This window comes from Pricia mediterranea (assembly GCF_032248455.1).
Taxonomy (GTDB): Bacteria; Bacteroidota; Bacteroidia; order Flavobacteriales; family Flavobacteriaceae; genus Pricia; species Pricia mediterranea.
The window spans coordinates 4,038,835-4,058,489 of the sequence record NZ_JAVTTP010000001.1; the positions used below are offsets into that span (position 1 = coordinate 4,038,835).

Genomic DNA, 19,655 nt, shown 5'->3' on the forward strand with positions numbered 1-19,655 from the left:
CAGGCAATTCTAACGGATGTTCAGCTAAAAGTCCTGCCAAAACAGTCATTAAAAGAAAATTGCAAACAAAATCCCTCATTAACGTAAGTAAATCAGAAATCATGAAAAAGCAAATTATACCGATACTTCTGGCCCTCATGCCCATCGTGACCTTCGGGCAGGACATTTTCGACAAATACGAAGACAGCGATCAGGTCACCTTTGTGGCCATGCAGCCCAAAATGTTCCAGATGCTGGGCAAAATGAGCGTCAGCAGTGACGACCCCGAGGCCCAGGAATTTTTCAACCTTGTAAATTCAATTACCAGTTTTAAGGTTATTACCACGGAGAGTCCCGCAATTTCAAAGGATATCGACAGCTGGGTTTCCACACGGTTAAAAAGTTCAAGCTATGAAGAGCTGATGCGGGTCAAGGACGGTGCATCGAACGTTAAGTTCTACGTCAAGGAAGGCAAGGACGCCGATCATGTGAAAGAACTGCTCATGTTCGTCACAGGCTTAAAGGAGGCCGATATTGAGGTCGATGGAAGAAACCTTGAAACGGTGTTGCTATCCCTGACCGGAGATATCAATCTCCAGGATATCGGGAAACTGACCGATAAAATGGACCTGCCCGGCGGGAAACAGTTGGAAAAGGCTGGGAAAGGAAGTGGGCAATAAGCGGCGGGGAAACCGACCGCAGCAGAATTGATCCGTAGCACTACATCAAATCATAAAAAGTAGTAATAGTTCATCAATTAAAAATCACATTAACTATAAAGTCATGAAAAAAGCAAATCTATTCTTCACCTTGGCATTATTGCCGTTTATCGCCCTTTCACAATCCGTCTTCGACAAATATGATGATATGGACCACGTAGGGTCGGTAACGATCAACCAAAACATGATCCGTTTGGCAGGTAATATCGCAGCTTTCGATGAAAGCGATCAAGATGCGCAGGATTTCGCCGATATTGCACAAGGCCTAAATGGTATCAAGGTGTTTATCACCCAAGATCCCGGTATATCAGAAGATATGGGCGCAACGGTCAAGGCGTACTTAAAATCCTCGACCCTAGAGGAGCTAATGCGGGTAAAGGATAAGGATGCAACTGTAAAATTCTATGTGAAACAGGGAAAGGACGAGGACCATGTCAGCGAACTCTTGCTGTTCGTATCGGACATCGACAATCCCAAAATCGGTATCAAAAATCGGAAGTTCGAGAGCGTGTTGGTCTCTATGACCGGCGATATCGACCTGAATAAAATCGGGGCCTTGACAAACAAATTGAATCTACCTGAGGAATTGAACAGCGCAGGAAAATCGAAATAAGCGATAAGCGGTAAACGACTACTGCCCACTGGCGGGTTTACTTTGGCATTAGCAACAATTTTACCAAAATCTTAAAACACGATCATGAAACTAGTTCCATCCATTTTAGTTGCCACTTTCTTCCTCGCTCTGACCGGCTGTTCTTCAACACAAAGCTTGCAGGAATATTATGTGGACAACTCCGAAAATCCTAACTTTTTATCCCTCGATTTGCCTGTTAGTCTTTTGAATATGGAAAATGCGGAATTGACCGATTCGCAGCGCAAAGCTTTTGAATCCCTTAGAAAACTCAATCTTTTGGCATTTAAAAAAACGGAGGCGAACTCATCGGAATTTCAAACCGAAAAGACCAGGGTCAGGTCGATCTTAAAAAGCAATAAGTTTATTGAACTGATGAAGATCAACACGAGCTACGGCCGAGCTACCATCACCTATCTGGGCGACGATGATGCTATCGATGAGGTCGTCATTTACGGCGACAATGACGATAAAGGTTTTATGTTGGTCCGTATCTTAGGCGATGATATGAACCCGGCCCAAATGGTCCAATTTTTACAGGCCCTCGAAAAGTCCGATTATAAAGGTGAGGGTCTGGAAAAAATCGGGGAGTTGATCAAAGGTTGATCCCCAGGATTTGTCCTAGGCAAGGGCCCCTTTTTCCGTGTGCAACGATGAAGGGATATTCAGGAGTAAGCCCTTTTTTCGGTAAAATTTAAAGTCGGTGCCGTTCGACCGTAGAGGTCGGGCGGCATTTTCGATTTCCGGTGTCGCCTTTGAGGTCTTTTCGGTTCGGGAGGACGGATTTCGGGCCCTTCCGGTCCCGTCGGGACATAGGTCTCCCTCGGGCCTCCTGGCTGCTGGAGGCTCAGGCTGCTTTTGCCAGGCGGGCCGAGGCCATGCGCCTGCCGATCTCAAGGGCGTTGGCGGTGTGGATGCCGAAAAATATCCAGAGGATCTCCGTAGCCTTGGTGCGGGCCCTTATTCTTTTGAGGCCGTAGTGTTCCTTGTCGTTGCCGAAGCTGCCCTCCAGGCGGGCGGCCCTTTCCTTGGTGATGGCCGCCGCCAGTTTCTTACGGTGCCCCTCGTGTTTGCCGGCCCTTCCCTTGCGCTTGAAGTCGGTACGGATACCGTTCCCGGTGGCGAACTTCCGATTTTTGTTGGTCGCGTAGATGGCATCGGCCCCTACGATCTTGACCTTGGTACGGGTCAGGCCCTGCGCGTCCAGGACGGTCTTGCGGAAGCGTATCCCCTCGTGGAAGGCGTCGAAGGATAGGTGCTCGATAAAGCCGATGCCGCCCACCTGGAACTTGTGCACCTTGGCACCGAACTCCACCGGCTTTTTCTCCTTGCCCCTGACGATCGGCCTGACATAGGGCCTGTCAAGGCTGACGATGCGGCCCTCGGGCCGCACGCCGTGGTGGAACAGGGCGTACTGTTGTTCCCGTACCTTCCTGGCCGCGGCCCTGCGCACGTACTGGTCCACGGTGAACGCCAGGCCGTGCTCCCCTTCCATACGGTCCAGTTCCGCCGAGAACTTTTCGGTCAGCAGGAGCAGGGCCCTGGTCAGCGCATCCCGCTTCTTCTTGGTCTTCCTCTTCATCTTGCTGTAGGACACGTACCGCTTTTTCCATTTCAGGTACTTGCTGCGCGGCATGGCGACCTTTTTTTCCCCGCATACCTTTTTGAGCAGCCGGTGCAGCCAGTCGGTACATTCCCAGAGCAGTTTTACATTTGTAGGGTACCGCATGTTGCTCTCGTAGCAGGTGGCGTCCATCGTGACGGAGCCCTTGTCCCCCATGTGCGGGGACCAGTGTCCGTAGAGGGCCTTCTGCAGGGCGTCGATGTCGAGCTTTCCCCCCAGTTCCGACCGTATCTCGCTCACGATCTTGAAGTTTTCCAGACGATCGGCACCGATATAGATGCCGCAGAAGAACTGCCAGTCCAGGTTGCCGTTGAGCCCTTCGACAAGTTTTCTGTCGGAGCAATCCGCATAGTGCTTGAGGAACATCAGGGCGACCTTGCCCCGGGGGGAGAAGATCGCCTTCGGGCCTTTTTTCGCCTCCTTCACACCGAGGGCCGCCACCATGTCGTCCCAGGGCACCGCCCGGTAGATCTTGCCCAGATCGGATTCCAAAAAACGGTCAAAGAAAACTCCCAACTGTTCCTGTTGGGAGGAAAATGAAAAAGTGTGCTGGAAATCGCGGATTCTTCGTATCTTGGACATAACATCTTAGATAAAAACCCCGTTTTTCGAGCTAACGACTCATTCTCGGGGTTTTGTTTACTCTAAGATACGGATTATTACGCTGATAATCAATAGGTTATTTAACTTCTGAATGTCCCGATGAATCGTGAAGAGGGCGGAAGTTTTCTGCCGCACTTTCCAACCTGTACAACATGGGTGACAGTACTATTCCTTTCTTTTTTCTTTCCCGTTTTGTTTCTCGGTAAATACGGTAAGATCGTTTTTGGCAAAATCCAATGTGCGAATGGGAAATGGAATATTGAAATCTTTTTCGTCGAAATGCTTTTTGATCAATTTGACCGCCTTGTGCCGGGCAGCGTGTTCTTGCTTAAAGCCTGTTACATCGGTCCAAAACCGGACCATAAAGTTGATCGAGCTATCGCCGAACTCGGTAAAGAAAAATTCCACGTGCTCCCCGCTTTTCTGTTCGAAGTTCTCGCTAATAATTTTTACGGTAAGGTCTTCCACCGCTTGAAGGTCGCTCTCGTAACCCACTCCGCATTTTACGGTTACACGCCCCCTGTCGGTAAGGGAGTAATTCGTAAACGCCCCATCGACAAACTTGGAGTTGGGTATCACGGTAATATAGTTCTCAGGAGTCTTTATAACGATGTTACGGAGGGTGATTTCTTGGACGACCCCCGAGGCATCACCGTTTTTTATGGAATCGTGAATCTTGATATTGGGCATGAACGAGAGCAGGAACCCTCCGACCGTGTTGCTCAAGGTTCCTTGTAGCGCCAGACCGATTGCCAGACCGATAACTCCGGCACCGGCCAAAACACTGGTCAGTAATTTGTTGAGGTCGAGAACGCTCAGAGCGACGAAGAAACCTATAAGAAGTACGGTCACGAACACCGTTTTGGCGATGATCTGTTGTATGGATACCTGCGCTATACGCGTTAATAGGGTATGTCTGAAAAGGTTACGTAACCCACGTGCGATGAAGTAGAAAATGACCATTACCAAGATGGCCAACACAATGTTCGGAAGTTTCAGGATAATGGCATCGAGCCATCCATCCATCTTGTCCCAAAGTTTGCTTATCGCATCCTGTATCGAAAATTTGTCTTCCATGTTCGGTGGTGTTTATTATACTGTTACGGGTTAATTATCATTTGAAATCCGCTCAAAATACAAATAATCTGTTATTTGTTATGGTGTTATCTGCGAAAATCCTAATTCAAACGCCAGTGTAATTTTGAGGGGTAATCGCCTTTAGCTCTGTTTTCACGTCATCGGAAATGACCAAGGTGTCTATAAAATCCGAAATGGATCGTCGATTTATTACGGCGTTGGTGCGCGTAAGGCCTTTCAGGGCCTCGTAAGGATTTGGATAGCCCTCGCGTCTCAATATGGTTTGTATGGCCTCCGCCGCGACGGCCCAGTTATCCTCAAGGTCCTTTTCCAGTTTGGGCCGATTAAGTAAAAGCTTGTTCAATCCATTTACGGTCGCCTGGAATGCGATCAGGGTATGGGCAAATGGTACTCCAATATTACGTAGTACCGTGCTATCCGTGAGGTCACGCTGCAATCGGGATATGGGTAGTTTGGCAGACAGATGCTCAAAAAGTGCATTGGCGATTCCGAGGTTTCCCTCGGAATTTTCGAAATCGATAGGATTTACCTTGTGCGGCATGGCCGATGAACCGACCTCACCTTTTTTAATTTTTTGCTTAAAATAGTCCATGGATACGTAGGTCCAAAAATCCCGATCTAGATCTAATACGATGGTATTGATTCGTTTCAGTGTATCGAACAGGGCGGCCAGATGGTCGTAGTGCTCGATTTGCGTGGTCGGGAAAGAATGGTGCAATCCCAGTTTTTCCTGTACGAATCTTTTGCCGAATGCCTTCCAGTCGATATCGGGGTACGCCACTTTATGGGCGTTAAAGTTTCCCGTGGCACCGCCGAACTTGGCCGCGGACGGGATATCGTTCAAGAGATCGAACTGTTCTTTTACTCGTGCAACGAATACGGCGACCTCTTTGCCCAAACGGGTAGGGGAGGCGGGCTGCCCGTGGGTGCGGGCCAACATGGGGATAGCTGCCCACTCCGATGCCAAATGCTCCAGTTTCTCGACCAGCTCGCGATATTGTGGAACATAGACTTTGTTCATGGCCTCTTTTACCGAAAGGGGTACCGCGGTGTTATTGATATCTTGCGATGTCAGTCCGAAATGGATGAATTCCTTAAAATCTTGAATCCCTAACCGATCAAAAGCATTTTTGATGAAGTATTCCACCGCTTTGACATCGTGGTTGGTAGTCTTTTCGATATCCTTGATCTCAAGGGCGTTGTCGGTGCTGAAGTCCCGATAAATGCTTCTCAGTGCCTCAAAACGAGACGTGTCAAATTGGGCAAGTTGCGGTAGGGGAATCTCGCAAAGCGCAATAAAATACTCGATTTCTACCTGTACTCGATACCTGATCAACGCTTCTTCGGAAAAAAAAGGGGCCAGATTTTCCGTTTTGTTTCGATAGCGCCCATCGACGGGCGAAATGGCGTTCAAGGGGTACAGGGACATAGGTTTGTGATTTTAGATTGATTTTTTGGAAAGGACAAAGATACTTGTTTGAAAAAAGTTAACGGGCGTATGGGCTTATAAGTTTAGAGGGATATGAGGACCTTCTTCTGAGGGGACGGTCCGATCTGGTCAACCCTTCCCTCGCTAGGAAGCGGTTGTACTGCGATCAATCTTTGCCAAGGTCATTCTGGCCCTGGCCTGAAAAGCAGGACTGCCGGCGGCATAATTTTGTTCGAGTACCATTTTCAGCTCGGGACGGATCCAATCGAATTTTCTTCCCAACAGCAGTAACGAGGTCATCGAATAGGCTTGGGGCGCCACCTTGTGTTCGCCGATGAGCCAGTCGAAACAGGCGGACACGATCTGTTCCAGATGCAGGTCGGTCATCGTCCTTCGGGTCTCGTTCTGCGGTTCGGAAAAATAGGATTCCATCAATAGCTCGCAAATTTTCGCCACAGGCCGAACGGAAGAGTCCAAATATACCCGCTCCAGATTTTTCGTGAACCCATCCAAATACGGATAGAGATAGGACAGATTCCTTTTGACCGTGAATTCCATAACCCAACAGGCACGGCTCGATACGGGATCGTCGACCCTGAAGGCTATCTCCATTAAGGGCGCCATCAACGTAGGATTGTCAAGTATCAAGGCCGACATCTCCGCCCGTCTTTCACGGGAATGGTTTACATAATCCAATTTTCGATAAAGTTCCTGTAGGGTCACGACGCTGCGGCTATTAAGTCCGAAACCAAAGGGGGTACGCCTTTGGCAGCCGTCTCGGGAATGATGCTCAAGTTGTCGAGATCATGTTCTGAAACATTCGGATCGGGGTCGATAAAATATATGGGAACGCCTTCATTTGCGTAATGTACCAGACTCGCAGCAGGATATACCTGCATCGAAGTGCCGATAATGATAAGGATATCCGCAGATCGGGTCTCCGAGGCCGCTTTTTCCAGTTGGGGCACGGCTTCGCCGAACCATACGATGTGCGGTCGCAACTGATGTCCTTGTTCGCAAAGGTCCCCAACGACTATATCGCCTTCACAGTCCCATATCACGAACTCGTTCCCCGAACTTCGCATTTTTAGAAGTTCTCCGTGAAGGTGAACGACATGGGTGCTTCCGGCACGTTCGTGCAGATCGTCTACGTTTTGGGTAATGATGCTCACCTCGTAATACGCTTCAAGTTCCGCTAGGGCGAGGTGCGCGGGATTGGGAGAAACCTCCTTCAACCGTTTTCGTCTTTGGTTGTAGAAATCGAGGACCAAACTCGGATTGTTGGCGAACCCCTGGGGTGAGGCGACTTCCATCACGTCGTGACCTTCCCATAGTCCGTCGGCATCCCTAAAGGTGCTGATTCCGCTGTCCGCACTTACCCCTGCACCGGTCAGTACGGTAATTTTTTTCGTTTCTGATGTATTCTTTTTTCCCATAAACCGTAAAAATAGCCAAAGTTCCATTGATTTAGAAACAGTCTCCTGACCAACTCTCCCTGCCGGTGTACAAGCGTAAAATATTGATTTTCTTGTTATCTTCGAGCAATGAAAGACGCCCATCTCCTGGAGTATTTGGAAAGATTTATATCCGAAGAACGAAAACAACGATTCTTGTCCATTCTGAATCAACGGACCAAATACCTCACCATCGCCATAGAAGACGTGTACCAATTGCACAATGCCAGCGCAATCATACGCAGTTGCGAAAGTTTCGGGCTTCAAGAGGTTCACGTCATAGAGGATCGGTTCGGTAAGCGACTGGACAAGCATATTGCCATGGGAGCCCAACGGTGGGTCGATGTGAAACGCTACGGGCAAACATCGGATTGCCTATCCCAACTTAAAAGCGAAGGCTACCGAATAGTAGCGACCACACCCCATGCGAAGTCCCGTTTGTTGGACGATTTTGAAATTGATGGCAAAACGGCCCTATTCTTTGGCACCGAGAAAGAGGGACTGAGCGAAGAGGTGATTGCCGGCAGTGATGGGTTCCTGAAGATTCCAATGGTCGGCTTTACCGAAAGCCTGAACGTTTCGGTCTCCGCTGCCATTGTTCTGCAAACCCTGACCCAACAATTGCGAAAATCAGATCTGCCATGGCATTTGACGGAAACCGAAAAATTGGAAAAGCGTTTGGATTGGACCCAAAAATCGATCAAAAGCATTGAGGCGATTTTGGAACGCTATCATCGATCGTCAAAGTAAAAAAGGCCAAGATAATCCTACTCGTACGCCGCCCATGTGTTAAATGAGTGAAAGAATAGGACTCGGTCACACGTAGAAGATGACGGCCTCTGCCCTGGATCCGAAACGAAAGGGTATGCCTCGAGTGCCTATCCCTTTTGAAACATACATCCGGCTCGTTTCGTTCTCATACCAGCCCTTCACATAGTCGCCACTGCCATTGGGGGTAATAATAACTTTTCCGAAAAATGTAATCTGTCCGCCATGGGTATGACCCGATAAGACCAATTTGACCTTCTGATCGAGCTTACGGTTGATCGCATCAATTTCGTTGCGATAAACGGGACAGTGATTGAGTACAATAGTGTCCAAAGAACTGTCCACACCGCGTGATGCTTTCGAAAAATCCGGATTACCATAAAGATAATCGTCCACCCCGACCAAGTTCACCGTGCGTTCCCCCACTTGTAAAGGATGATTTTGGTTGATCAAGAACGTACCGTTATGCTTTTCATAGGTGTTTTTTAAGATAGTCAAGTCGACCCGGCCCGAATAATCTACGTTGCCCATGATGGCAAATTTTGGAATGTCGTGATCGATCATGGCCAGGAAGTCGTCCAACGGGGCAATCCCGTGCTTATTGTTTAGCGAATCCCCCGTCACCAACAGCGCATCGGGCCGTTCGGAGTTAATTCTTTCCGCAAGGGACCTATGAAAGGCCTTGACTGAATTAATGTGAAGATCCGATAGTTGTATCAGCTTGATTTTATCGGCGGACCCCTCGGAGATATCGAATTCCTTCCAATCTATGATGTATCGTTCGAACCAAAAAGAATCTAGAAACAGTAATCCCGCTATTCCGAGAAACAATTTCATAAGAAAGTTTCTTCTGCCCATTTTCGGTTTTTTGAGAGTGGATTCATTCATAATCGCTAGAACGGATTGAAGCGGCCAACCGCGTAGGAGTCAAAAGCTATACCATATGGAGGTCGGAATTCTTAAAAATAATAGAAAGTTGAGGTCGCCCACAGAAAGGGAAGACTCGTTTTCATTCGGCCACTTCTAAAAGCGCAATATTATAGGGATTGTCGAGAAGTACTTTGCCTTCGGCCACCGTGACCTCAGTGTCGGAATAGGCATCGTAAAGGGCAGTACCGTCCCCGAAGAAGCCTTTGACCCGGAGTGATTTTTTTCCTTCGGGCAAATCGAGCCCTATCACCACTTTGTCCTTAAAATCGCCGTCTAAATAGGTTCTGCTGAAGACATAGGGACTTTTAGTGAGCCTTTGTTGTTTGCCGGCACCGACTGCCAAATGGTCGTGCCTGAACTTGCCCAGTTTGCGCCAATGTTCCAAAACTCTTTTAGTTCGGGGCAGGTTTTCCAGCTCGTCCCAGTTCATGAAAGACCGCAGCGTGGCATCACCCATGACCGGATTGTCGTCCGTGCCCGCTATGGTCAGGCTTCTGGCAGTTTCGTCTCCGTAGTAAATCTGCGAGGCGCCCGGGGTCAGCAACAAAATATTGGCTGCCTTGATCGGGTCATTGCGCTCTTTGTCGAAGGGATCGCCGTCATCATGGGAGGTCAGATAGTTCAATACACTTTTACCCTTTAAGCTGTTATGGAGAATGTCGTTATACTTTTCGAAAATAGTTTCATAATCCTGTTGGGCATCCTTTTTCAACTCAAAATTGATCAGACTTTTAAAGCCGTGGTCGAAATAGTCCACTTTCTTATCCCCGAAATCATAATTCCTTCCGCCTGAAATTCCGTACCCGTACACTTCACCTACCATAAAGAAGGGCAGGTCGTCCAATACTTCTTCGGGATGTTTTTTTTTCCATTTCTCAAAGGCGTAAGATGCCTCTTTATACAGTTCCGACCACGTGTTTTCGTTGACGTGCTTTGCCGTATCGACCCTGAACCCGTCAACGCCGAGGCTGTTCACATAATCCGACAACCATTTAATGATGTAGAATCGGGGCGCCCTGGGATAGCCGGTGCGTTCAAAAAACAGCTGCAGCTCGTCAAGTTCTTGGCTTAGGCGCCCCTCTTTTTTCCACTTGGCCAAAAGTGCATCGGGCAGTTCGATGGGTCGGTCCGATTCCGTGTGGATGTCGGGAAGGTTGTCGACCAAGGTACATTCGGTGGTACTTTGATAATCGGTGTAGGTACAGGAGGGATTTGTACGGACCCATTCATCGGGCCAAACCGGATCTCGTTGGGTCACGGGGCCGGTGTGGTTTACTACGATATCCATCAGAATTCGGATGCCGTACCTGTGGGCGGTCTTTACCAGGTTCTCTAAATCGTTTTTCGTGCCGAAATTTGGGTCCAAGGCCGTCCAATCCTTTGTCCAATAGCCGTGGTAGCCATACGTGTTGCCGGTCGTCTCGTCCGTGCTACCGTGAATCTGTTCCATAACGGGGGAGAACCAAATGGCGTTCACTCCCAATTCGGTGAAATAGCCTTCCTTGATCTTATTTGTAATGCCAACGATGTCACCGCCCATGAAGCCCCTTAACGGCCCGGTTGGATCTGTGCGCTCGAAGTTGACGTCGTTCAAGGTGTCCCCATTATGGAAGCGATCGGTAAGTAAAAAATAGACGTTCGCGCCTTCCCAGGCAAAAGGTGCCATTTTGGTCGGTTCGGGTACAGTCTTTTCCATAGGGGCCTTAGGGTTTTCAACAGCGTCCGACCTGCTTTGCTTACAGGATGCGAAAGCGAGGAGAAGTACCAAGGTCGGGAGCATTTCTTTCATATGCTAAAACTATAAAATGCCAATGGAATCGGAAAATATTATTTTGCTCTCATTGTCAGTTCGAGAAATGACCCAAGCGGGGAGTTTGGTAGTGGCTATTCGAGTGCTCCCCTTTGATGGATAAATGAAAAGTCCTCGCTTAATAGTAGAAACGAAAAAGACTGTACAAATTTAAACTTTGATATTAATTACTGTCGGTTAAGTACCTTGAAATCTTCATAACAGCTGCTAATGGCATCGAGAATTTGAAGATCGTTCGCTGTTTTGATAAAGGATTTCGAATAGTTGCAATTGTTTAGAATGTCTTGAATATCGACTTTATCGATCTGTAGTAGTTCAGTTAGTATTTCACGATCGAACTTTGAGGCCAATAGATCGCGGATCTGATCATCTTCCTTTATCTTACGCAGCTTTTTCATCTGGTTAGGCTGTTTCCCGAATAAGTTGCGGAGCAGGTCGGCGGGATTCATGATGGCTCCCAACACCTTGGTCACGGCACTCGGACTTTTACTGCCGGCCTCGTAACCGACCGAAAGACCTGAAATACTATATTGATAGGCATTATTGATGGGCAGGTTCTTTACATCGATTTCGAGGTAGCCGGTAAGCTGATAGGGACGTACGATGACCTCTTCGAGCGCATAGGCGAGCTCGGTCAGCGCTATTTTGGTATTCTGAAATTTAAACATGTCATTGGTGACCCTTATTTTTTGGGACTTAAACCCTAAAAAGGAAAAATAAAGCGTGTCGTTGACCGCTGCCGTAATCTTGAATTGGCCCTTGTCATCGGTAATCGTACCCACAACTTGGTTGAGGTTGATTACATGAACGCTTTCCATAGGTTTGTCGGTCTGGGCATTGACCACTACGGCACTTAATTCCCGTTCTTCTATACTTTCTGATTCTTGGGATAGGACGATATGCGAAAACAGGATACATAGTAGCAGTAGGTACGGTTTCATGATTGCAGGTTACGGATTAAATGTACTAAACAAAACAAAAAAATACGCCGAAGCGTATTTTTTAATATACAATTAACTCTAAAAGTAATTTTCCCTGGCGCTTCAAAAGAAATCACTTCTACTCTTTTTCCCCCGTCTTTTACCGGAGTGTTGCGATTTACCTTTTGATCGGTCCCGTTGTCTCCCCTTGCCGCGGTCACCTCGGTCGTTGAATTGAGACCTTTTTTTGCCTTTGCTTTTCCCTTTTTTACCACGATAACCACCACCCGCGCCACCGCCGGGGTTTTGGGAAATCTCGACATTGATAAACCGTCCGTTCAACTTAAAATCGGTAAAGAACTTCAATATTGGCTCGGTATGTTCCGGATCGGTGTTGAAGAAAGAAAAAGAGTCTTTGGTATCGACTTTGTAAACATCTTCTTTGTCCAAGTTCAGTGTATCGCGCAAAAAGTCTTTCAGCGACATCCAATCGTAGCCATCTTTTTCGCCCACGTTAATAAAATAGCGTACCGATCCATTCGAAGACGGTGACCCGCCACTTTCCCTGGCGTTTTTACCGCTATCGACCGTATTTAAATCTTTGGCCTTGTTGTAATAATTCGAGAAGCGGGAAAACTCTACCGAAACTATTTTTTTTATCAGCTCATCGCGATCGATTCCCTCCAATACCTCGGTAATGGCGGGCAGGTAATTCTCGACATCTTTATTGACCTTGGTATTTTTTATTTTGTTTGCCGTATGATATAGCTGAATCTCGCAGATTTCGATCCCGGTGGGGATTTTTTTCCGGACGAAATTTTGTTGGATTTTCTTCTCGATGGCCTTGATCTTTCTCAGTTCGCTGCGGGTAACGATGACCATGGAGATTCCCGATTTGCCGGCCCGGCCCGTTCGGCCACTTCTATGGGTATAGACTTCGATTTCATCGGGAAGCTGGTAATTGATTACGTGGGTAATGTCATCAACATCGATACCACGGGCGGCCACATCGGTTGCGACCAACATCTGTACCTGTTTCTTTCTGAAGGCGTTCATGACCAGGTCGCGCTGGTTCTGGCTGAGGTCTCCGTGCAGGGCACCGGCATTGTAACCGTCCTCTATCAACTTTTCCGCGACACGCTGGGTATCCCGTTTTGTTCTACAAAAAACCACGGAAAAGATATCGGGATTGGCATCGGCCAGTCTTTTAAGGGCGGGATACCGATCTCGCCCTCCGACCACGTAGTATTCATGATCAACCGTTGAGGTGCCCGCATTTTTGGTGCCGACAGTAATTTCAACGGGACTGTCCATGAATTTCTTCGCGATTTTCGATACTTCTTTCGGCATGGTAGCCGAAAACAGCCAAGTGGATTTTTCTTTTGGGGTATTGCTTAGAATTTCTTTGATATCCTCATAAAATCCCATATTTAGCATCTCATCGGCCTCGTCAAGAATGCAGTAGTCGATTTTGGAGATATCGACCAGACCGCGACCGATCATATCCTTCATACGGCCCGGGGTGGCGACCACGATCTGTGCACCGCGCTTGATCTGGCGTGCTTGATCGGTAATGCTCGCACCGCCGTATATGGCGACGGTGTTCACGCCCTTCACGTACTTGGAGTAGGATTGTATTTCTTTAGTGATCTGTAAGCAAAGCTCACGGGTAGGGGAGAGGATCAATCCTTGTGTAGTACGACTGTTTTGGTCCAGTTTCTGGATGAGCGGAAATCCAAAAGCGGCGGTCTTTCCTGTTCCCGTTTGGGCGAGTGCGACTAAATCCGTCTCCTCCTTCAATAAAATGGGGATGGCTTTTTCCTGTACTTCCGAAGGAGTCTCAAAACCCATGTCGGCAACAGCATTCAACAACGGCTTGTTCAGCCCCAATGCTTCAAATTTTGTCATAATATGTTATCGTTAATCGCAAATATGTGTGTTGTAGAGAGCGATTAGCGTATAACCCATTCGACCTGCCCCAGAACAACACCTGCCATACCGGCGGCGTTAGAACACCCGTGTTGGGCGTAAAAGGCGGCAAAGGTACGTTTATTTATCCAGACCTCCTATTTCTCTAAAAATTGCAGCAATTTTCGTATTGCTTTTCCCCTGTGGCCAATGCGGTTTTTGGTTTCTATAGGGAGCTCCGCAAACGTTTTTTTGAATCCGAACGGTCTGAAGACGGGGTCATAACCGAAACCCTCCGTGCCTTTTTTTTCGGTGATGATCTCACCTGAGACCGTGCCCTTGAACGTATGGTGTTCTTGGTTCAGATTGAGCGCGATTACCGTGGCAAACATTGCGTTACGGTTGCTATGGACTTTCAGTTCCGACAGTAGTTTGTCCATATTGTCCGCCGAACTTTTATGTTCGCCCGCGTAACGCGCGGAAAATACGCCTGGGGCGCCATGAAGGGCATCCACCAGAAGTCCCGTATCATCGGCGAAACAGGGCAACGTATAGTTCTCGGTCACGTAATTGGCCTTGATGCGGGCGTTTTCCTCCAAGGTTTCTCCTGTTTCCGGGATTTCGCCGGTACAACCGATGTCGGTCAGCGATACCAGGTCGATACATACGGGCATCAGTTTTTTGACCTCGGCGAATTTGTTTTTATTGTGTGTGGCAAATACGAGTTTCATGCGGTTAAAAATAGTAATTTTGAAGGATGAAATGGAAAATTCCCCCTGCCGTTGTGTTGTTTGTCTTCGGATTGCTAATGTATTTGCTCGCGGAATTTCTTCCCTTCGGTTATTTCGATTTTTTTGGTCGTCATTATCTGGCAATCGCTTTTGTGGTATTTGCCATTGTGGTGGTGACGATAGCGCTATATCAATTTTATACTGCAAAGACCACCATAGACCCTACGCGTCCCGACACAACGAATAAATTGGTAGTAAGCGGTATTTATGCCTATACCCGCAATCCGATGTATCTTGGTTTGTTACTGATTTTACTAGCCTGGGGCCTCTGGTTAGGTAATGCTTTCAACACCCTTTTGGCCGCGGCCTTTGTGGCCTATATGAATCGATTTCAGATTGCCCGCGAAGAACAGGCTTTGAACGAGATTTTCGGAAAAGACTTCAAGCAGTATTGCCTGTTGGTACGGAGATGGTTCTGATTTAGGTAATCATATAAGCTTATATTTTGAACTATAAGCATTTTAGCTTATATAATTAAATAGTAGCAAATTCGATAATATTTTTATATATTAGTGAATTAACTTATATAAAGGCATGATAGCTGTTATTACCGGAGATATAATCAAATCTGAGAACTATGAGGCTTCGACATGGCTTGGCCTGTTGAAAAGCTACCTCTCCAGTCTTGGTGAATCGCCTACCGACTGGGATATATACCGAGGCGATGAGTTTCAATTGAGAATTAACGATAATGACGCACTAGGTGCTGCCATCCATATAAAAGCCTTGATAAAGACGGTAAACGGGCTTGACGTTCGTATGGGAATCGGTCTGGGGACCCAAACTTTTAAAGGTTCGGGGGTCAGCGAATCGAATGGGCCCGCTTACCATCGATCCGGTAGAACCTTTGAATCCTTAAAGGAAGATAAGCTGAATCTCAGCATCGCTACCGGCAGCGATTTCTACGATGATACCTTGAACCTGATGCTCAAATTGGCCCTTGATTTTATGGATGATTGGAGCACCGTATCCGCAGAAATCGTCGTTTTGGCTTTTGAACGTCCAAAGGCCTCCCAAAAAGAGCTGGCCAAGCGGCTCGGTATTCAACAGTCGGCCGTCAGCCAGCGACAGAAAAGGGCGCGACTCGACCTGGTCCTTGAGTTACTCGATTACTATGACACTACCGTAAAAGAACTGAATCGATGATGATTTTCACCAAACTTCTACTGGCGCATTTAATCGGGGATTTTTTATTACAGCCACTTCGATGGGTGATTCACAAAGAAACGAACAAGATTAGATCGAAGTATCTTTATCTACACATATTGCTGCATTTCATTGTAACCCTCATTCTTTTGTGGGACTTGCAATACTGGAAACTGGCGGTAATCGTTGCCATTTCACATTATGCAATAGATTTGGCCAAACTTTACGCTGCGCCTTTGTTCAGGCTTAAAAGCATCCCGTTTTTTGTCGATCAATTTCTTCACCTGACCGTACTCTACCTGGTCGCCTATCAGGGCGACTGGCTACAGATCATCGCGGATTTTTTTCAGAAACTGGACTGGCCCTTGGTAACCGCTGTCGTTTTCGTCACCTTTCCGGCTGCCATTGTAATGGGTAAATTTCTTGAGGCTATGGGCGATAAAATCGAATTAGACCATAAATCCCTCCCCAATGCGGGCAAATATATAGGTATTATCGAGCGCTTGTTCGTACTGCTGTTCATTATATTGGGAAGGTGGGAGGCTATCGGGCTGTTGATTGGTGCGAAGTCCGTTTTCCGCTTCAATGACCTTAAAGAAAGCAATAATAGAAAACTAACGGAGTATATTTTGATCGGTACCCTTTTGAGTTTCGGGCTTGCCATACTAACGGGACTCATTTACAGGGCCTGAAATCTATCCAATCTTGAAATCTTATTTGATACATCCCTATCAAATTGCCTTAGATTAGTGACAGAGACAACATTATAGGACCAATTCCGAGTAATGGGAAAAAATTATCTTTATTTTTGTGCCTTGATTTTAAAATTCCAAATGTTTATCCGTTTTGAAACCTAAACCTGAGGTAGGACTGAAGATTTAGGACGAAGGACTAAAAAATATTGGAAAAACGGCCTGTTTTGTAAAGAAATCAACCGTTTTACGTCCTAGACCCCAAAGTCTTACGTCCTTTTAACGTTTAGGAAATAATGCGGACAAGCATTTTAATCATTTTGAACAAAGATGTCACGCCGAGCGCAGTCGAGACGTTTTGGTCGACCTTTCGATTTTGTTAAAGGTGCCAACAACCTCTCTAGACTTCTAGAGGGACAAGCCTAAAATTATAAACCCTTTACGCGCGTGGACGGACAAGGATTTCATTAAATTATGATAGATACAGCTAGGAAGTACGTATTCGATTTTGATAGTACCTTGACCCGGGTCGAGGCCTTGGATGTTTTGGCGGAGATGACGCTGAAAGGAAAACCGGATTATGACGAAGTCATAGCCAAAATTCAAAAGATTACCAATCTGGGTATCGATGGCGATATTTCCTTTACGGAGTCGTTAGAGCGGCGCATTCAATTATTGGACGCGCACAAAAATGATCTAATACCATTGGTGGAAGAGCTACGACATAAAATTTCTAAATCCATTGAGGCGAACAAAGAGTTTTTCGAGAAGTTTTCGGATGATATCTACGTAATTTCCTGTGGCTTTAAAGAGTTTATCGACCCTATAGTCAAAGAATATAACATTCCATCGGAACGCGTGTACGCCAATACTTTCGAGTTTGATGAGGAGGGCAATATTATCGGTTTTGACGAAAACAACGTATTGGCTTCCCACAATGGTAAGATCGAGTGCCTTAAGCAATTGAATCTCGATGGCGAGGTACAGGTCATCGGTGACGGGTATAGCGACTATGTCATGCGCGAATCCGGTATCGCCCATAAATTCTTTGCCTATACCGAAAACGTACACCGCGAAAAGGCTGCGAACAAAGCCGATCATATAGCTCCGAACATGGACGAATTTTTATTTGTGAACGATTTGCCTAGAAACCTATCTTATCCCAAGAACCGAATCAAAATCCTACTACTGGAAAATGTGCATTCCGATGCTTTCGAAAACCTTTCGGAAGACGGCTTTTCGGTGGAACTATTGACGCATAGTATCCCCGAAGAAGAGCTCATCGAAAAAATCAAGGGCGTACACGTATTAGGAATCCGGTCCAAGACCCAAGTGACACAAAAAGTGCTCGATGCGGCTGACAAATTGCTGGTGGTCGGTGCCTTTTGCATCGGTACGACCCAAATTGATCTGGAGCATGCCAAGAAAAAAGGAGTAGTCGTTTTTAATGCGCCCTACAGCAATACGCGATCTGTGGTCGAATTGGCCATTGGCGAAATTATTATGCTTACGCGGAGTATTTTTCCCCGAAGTACGGAAATCCACAACGGCTCTTGGCAGAAAACGGCGGTCGGATCTCGCGAGGTGCGTGGCAAGAATCTCGGTATCGTGGGATATGGCAACATCGGAAAACAACTTTCCATCTTGGCCGAAGCCCTTGGAATGCGTGTTTACTATTACGATATCGAGGACAGTCTCGCCATGGGCAACGCAAAAAAATGCGGAACGCTCGAAGACCTTTTAAATGTTTCGGACGTGGTCACCCTCCATATCGACGACAATCCTGCGAACGAAAATTTTATTGGGGAACGCGAAATCGGACAAATGCGCGACGGAGCCATGCTGGTCAATCTTTCCCGAGGATTTGTAGTCGATATCGCGGCTTTGGCGGACGCGCTCAAAACCGGAAAACTTTCGGGGGCGGCCATTGACGTTTACCCCGAAGAACCCAGGAGCAATGGAGAATTTAAGTCGGAACTGCAGGGATTGGACAATGTAATTCTCACCCCCCACATCGGAGGCAGTACCGAAGAGGCGCAACGCGATATTGCCGATTTTGTGCCGAATAAGATAATGGACTATATCAATTCGGGCAATACGGTCGATGCCGTGAACTTTCCGAATATACGTTTGCCCAAACAGAACGGGGTGCACCGTTTTTTGCATATTCACAAGAACATGCCCGGTATCATGGCCAAGATCAATGCCGTTTTGGCCGAATACGAACTCAATATTTCGGGCCAATACCTGTCTACCGATAGCGAAGTCGGCTACGTCATTACAGATTTGGACAAGGAATACAATAAAGATGTGATCAAGGCCTTGAAAAAAGTAGAGAACACCATCAAGTTTCGGGTACTTTATTAGAAAAAGAAAAAAGATCCGGCGCTTAGGGCTTTTGTAATAGGTCTAATCTAGGGCCTGTTAACACAAAGCCCAAAACTGGCTTATTTGTCTTTTTTCTTCCCCTCGGACGAGTTATAAATCTGAAGGACGGAGCGAATTCGAGCTGCCAATTTCCGTTATTCGTTGAGCTTGAAGCTTTCGCTGGCACATGCCGTCCCGCACTCGAACTTGAACTTTATTTGTGATGGTAGGGTTCGTTCCGCAGAATTGTAAATGCCCGGTACATCTGCTCTATTGCGAACAACCGTACCATTTGGTGCGAAAAGGTCATTTTTGAGAGACTGACCTTGCCCTGTGCCCGGGCATAAAGTGTATCGCCGAATCCGTAAGGGCCCCCTATGGCAAATACCAATCTTTTAATTCCGGAGTTCATCCTTTTTTGCAAATGTTTCGCAAAATCCACTGATGTGAATTGTTTTCCGTTTTCATCCAAAAGCACAAGAACATCCGACGAATTCACCTTTTTCAAAATTTGTTCTCCCTCTTTTCGCCTTTGCTGTACTTCAGTCAGATTTTTTACGTTTTTGATATCGGGCAAGGTCACGAGTTCAAACCTGACGTAATGCCTAAGCCGCTTTTCATATTCCGAAATAAGCGTTTGAAGCGGTTTGCTGTCCGTTTTGCCAATGGCTAGAAGGATGATAGTCATCTGGCAAATGTAATTCGGAATTTCTAAAATCCTAATACCGCAGCACAAAACATGAAATGCTTATCCGTTTTAAGCCCAAACCCGACATAGGATGGTAA

19 protein-coding genes and 1 pseudogene are annotated in these 19,655 nt (G+C 46.9%); 8 read left to right on the forward strand and 12 right to left on the reverse strand.

Translation table 11 applies throughout. The features are described from left to right. Positions 1-101 precede the first annotated feature (101 nt). The 3 genes from RQM65_RS16570 (at position 102) to RQM65_RS16580 (ending at position 1,935) form a co-directional block, all read left to right on the forward strand. Positions 102-659: a DUF4252 domain-containing protein gene (locus RQM65_RS16570; protein WP_314016533.1), complete on the forward strand. Its 558-nt coding sequence runs from the start codon at positions 102-104 to the stop codon at positions 657-659. A 103-nt stretch (positions 660-762) separates the two neighbouring features. Continuing rightward, on the forward strand, positions 763-1,311 hold the full coding sequence (locus RQM65_RS16575) for a DUF4252 domain-containing protein (protein WP_314016534.1): 549 nt from the start codon (positions 763-765) through the stop codon (positions 1,309-1,311). A gap of 84 nt (positions 1,312-1,395) precedes the next feature. After that, positions 1,396-1,935 (forward strand): GFO_1091 family lipoprotein, encoded by a 540-nt coding sequence (locus tag RQM65_RS16580; protein ID WP_314016535.1) that lies wholly within the window; start codon positions 1,396-1,398, stop codon positions 1,933-1,935. A 241-nt stretch (positions 1,936-2,176) separates the two neighbouring features. Here the strand turns inward: RQM65_RS16580 and RQM65_RS16585 are convergent, their stop codons facing one another. The 6 genes and pseudogenes from RQM65_RS16585 to RQM65_RS16610 all read right to left on the reverse strand — a co-directional run bounded on the left by RQM65_RS16585 (position 2,177) and on the right by RQM65_RS16610 (position 7,519). Next, positions 2,177-3,085, reverse strand: coding sequence for a transposase (locus RQM65_RS16585; protein ID WP_314012501.1), 909 nt, complete (start codon positions 3,083-3,085; stop codon positions 2,177-2,179). 150 nt (positions 3,086-3,235) lie between these two features. After that, positions 3,236-3,535 (reverse strand): annotated as a pseudogene (locus RQM65_RS18960) (transposase); the annotation flags it as partial. Positions 3,536-3,721: 186 nt separating this feature from the next. Then, positions 3,722-4,633 (reverse strand): mechanosensitive ion channel family protein, encoded by a 912-nt coding sequence (locus RQM65_RS16595; RefSeq protein ID WP_314016536.1) that lies wholly within the window; start codon positions 4,631-4,633, stop codon positions 3,722-3,724. Positions 4,634-4,739: 106 nt separating this feature from the next. Next, a complete protein-coding gene (gene purB / locus RQM65_RS16600) occupies positions 4,740-6,083 on the reverse strand; it encodes an adenylosuccinate lyase (RefSeq protein ID WP_314016537.1) in 1,344 nt (447 codons plus the stop codon). Between the two features lie 144 nt (positions 6,084-6,227). Then, positions 6,228-6,806, reverse strand: a complete 579-nt coding sequence (locus RQM65_RS16605) for an adenylosuccinate lyase (protein WP_314016538.1) — start codon at positions 6,804-6,806, stop codon at positions 6,228-6,230. After that, a complete protein-coding gene (locus tag RQM65_RS16610; protein WP_314016539.1) occupies positions 6,803-7,519 on the reverse strand; it encodes an SIR2 family NAD-dependent protein deacylase in 717 nt (238 codons plus the stop codon). Before RQM65_RS16610 ends, RQM65_RS16605 begins: the two co-directional genes overlap by 4 nt. A 108-nt stretch (positions 7,520-7,627) precedes the next feature. Between RQM65_RS16610 and RQM65_RS16615 the strand changes: the two genes are divergently transcribed. Beyond that, positions 7,628-8,287 carry a TrmH family RNA methyltransferase gene (locus RQM65_RS16615; protein ID WP_314016540.1) on the forward strand — a complete coding sequence of 220 codons (660 nt, stop codon included), beginning with the start codon at positions 7,628-7,630 and terminating at the stop codon, positions 8,285-8,287. Positions 8,288-8,353: 66 nt separating this feature from the next. Here the strand turns inward: RQM65_RS16615 and RQM65_RS16620 are convergent, their stop codons facing one another. The 5 genes from RQM65_RS16620 to RQM65_RS16640 all read right to left on the reverse strand — a co-directional run bounded on the left by RQM65_RS16620 (position 8,354) and on the right by RQM65_RS16640 (position 14,604). Then, complete coding sequence (locus RQM65_RS16620; RefSeq protein WP_314016541.1) at positions 8,354-9,163, reverse strand: metallophosphoesterase; 810 nt, start codon at positions 9,161-9,163, stop codon at positions 8,354-8,356. Positions 9,164-9,314: 151 nt separating this feature from the next. Beyond that, on the reverse strand, positions 9,315-10,931 hold the full coding sequence (locus RQM65_RS16625) for an alpha-amylase family glycosyl hydrolase (RefSeq protein ID WP_432279850.1): 1,617 nt from the start codon (positions 10,929-10,931) through the stop codon (positions 9,315-9,317). Between the two features lie 281 nt (positions 10,932-11,212). Then, the gene (locus RQM65_RS16630; protein ID WP_314016543.1) at positions 11,213-11,986 is read right to left on the reverse strand and encodes a carboxypeptidase-like regulatory domain-containing protein; all 774 of its coding nucleotides are present in this window, start codon (positions 11,984-11,986) and stop codon (positions 11,213-11,215) included. 102 nt (positions 11,987-12,088) lie between these two features. Then, the gene (locus RQM65_RS16635) at positions 12,089-13,873 is read right to left on the reverse strand and encodes a DEAD/DEAH box helicase (protein WP_314016544.1); all 1,785 of its coding nucleotides are present in this window, start codon (positions 13,871-13,873) and stop codon (positions 12,089-12,091) included. A gap of 158 nt (positions 13,874-14,031) precedes the next feature. Beyond that, a complete protein-coding gene (locus RQM65_RS16640) occupies positions 14,032-14,604 on the reverse strand; it encodes a non-canonical purine NTP diphosphatase (protein WP_314016545.1) in 573 nt (190 codons plus the stop codon). 26 nt (positions 14,605-14,630) lie between these two features. Here RQM65_RS16640 and RQM65_RS16645 point away from each other — a divergent pair, with 26 nt between their 5' ends. The 4 genes from RQM65_RS16645 to serA all read left to right on the forward strand — a co-directional run bounded on the left by RQM65_RS16645 (position 14,631) and on the right by serA (position 18,869). Next, positions 14,631-15,083 carry a methyltransferase family protein gene (locus tag RQM65_RS16645; RefSeq protein ID WP_314016546.1) on the forward strand — a complete coding sequence of 151 codons (453 nt, stop codon included), beginning with the start codon at positions 14,631-14,633 and terminating at the stop codon, positions 15,081-15,083. 115 nt (positions 15,084-15,198) lie between these two features. After that, on the forward strand, positions 15,199-15,810 hold the full coding sequence (locus RQM65_RS16650) for a SatD family protein (RefSeq protein ID WP_314016547.1): 612 nt from the start codon (positions 15,199-15,201) through the stop codon (positions 15,808-15,810). Beyond that, positions 15,807-16,502, forward strand: a complete 696-nt coding sequence (locus tag RQM65_RS16655) for a DUF3307 domain-containing protein (RefSeq protein ID WP_314016548.1) — start codon at positions 15,807-15,809, stop codon at positions 16,500-16,502. Before RQM65_RS16650 ends, RQM65_RS16655 begins: the two co-directional genes overlap by 4 nt. A 474-nt stretch (positions 16,503-16,976) precedes the next feature. After that, positions 16,977-18,869 carry a phosphoglycerate dehydrogenase gene (gene serA / locus RQM65_RS16660; RefSeq protein ID WP_314016549.1) on the forward strand — a complete coding sequence of 631 codons (1,893 nt, stop codon included), beginning with the start codon at positions 16,977-16,979 and terminating at the stop codon, positions 18,867-18,869. A 214-nt stretch (positions 18,870-19,083) separates the two neighbouring features. On the opposite strand, the gene rlmH is transcribed toward serA, so the two are convergent. Further along, positions 19,084-19,557, reverse strand: a complete 474-nt coding sequence (gene rlmH / locus RQM65_RS16665) for a 23S rRNA (pseudouridine(1915)-N(3))-methyltransferase RlmH (RefSeq protein ID WP_314016550.1) — start codon at positions 19,555-19,557, stop codon at positions 19,084-19,086. Positions 19,558-19,655 lie beyond the last annotated feature (98 nt).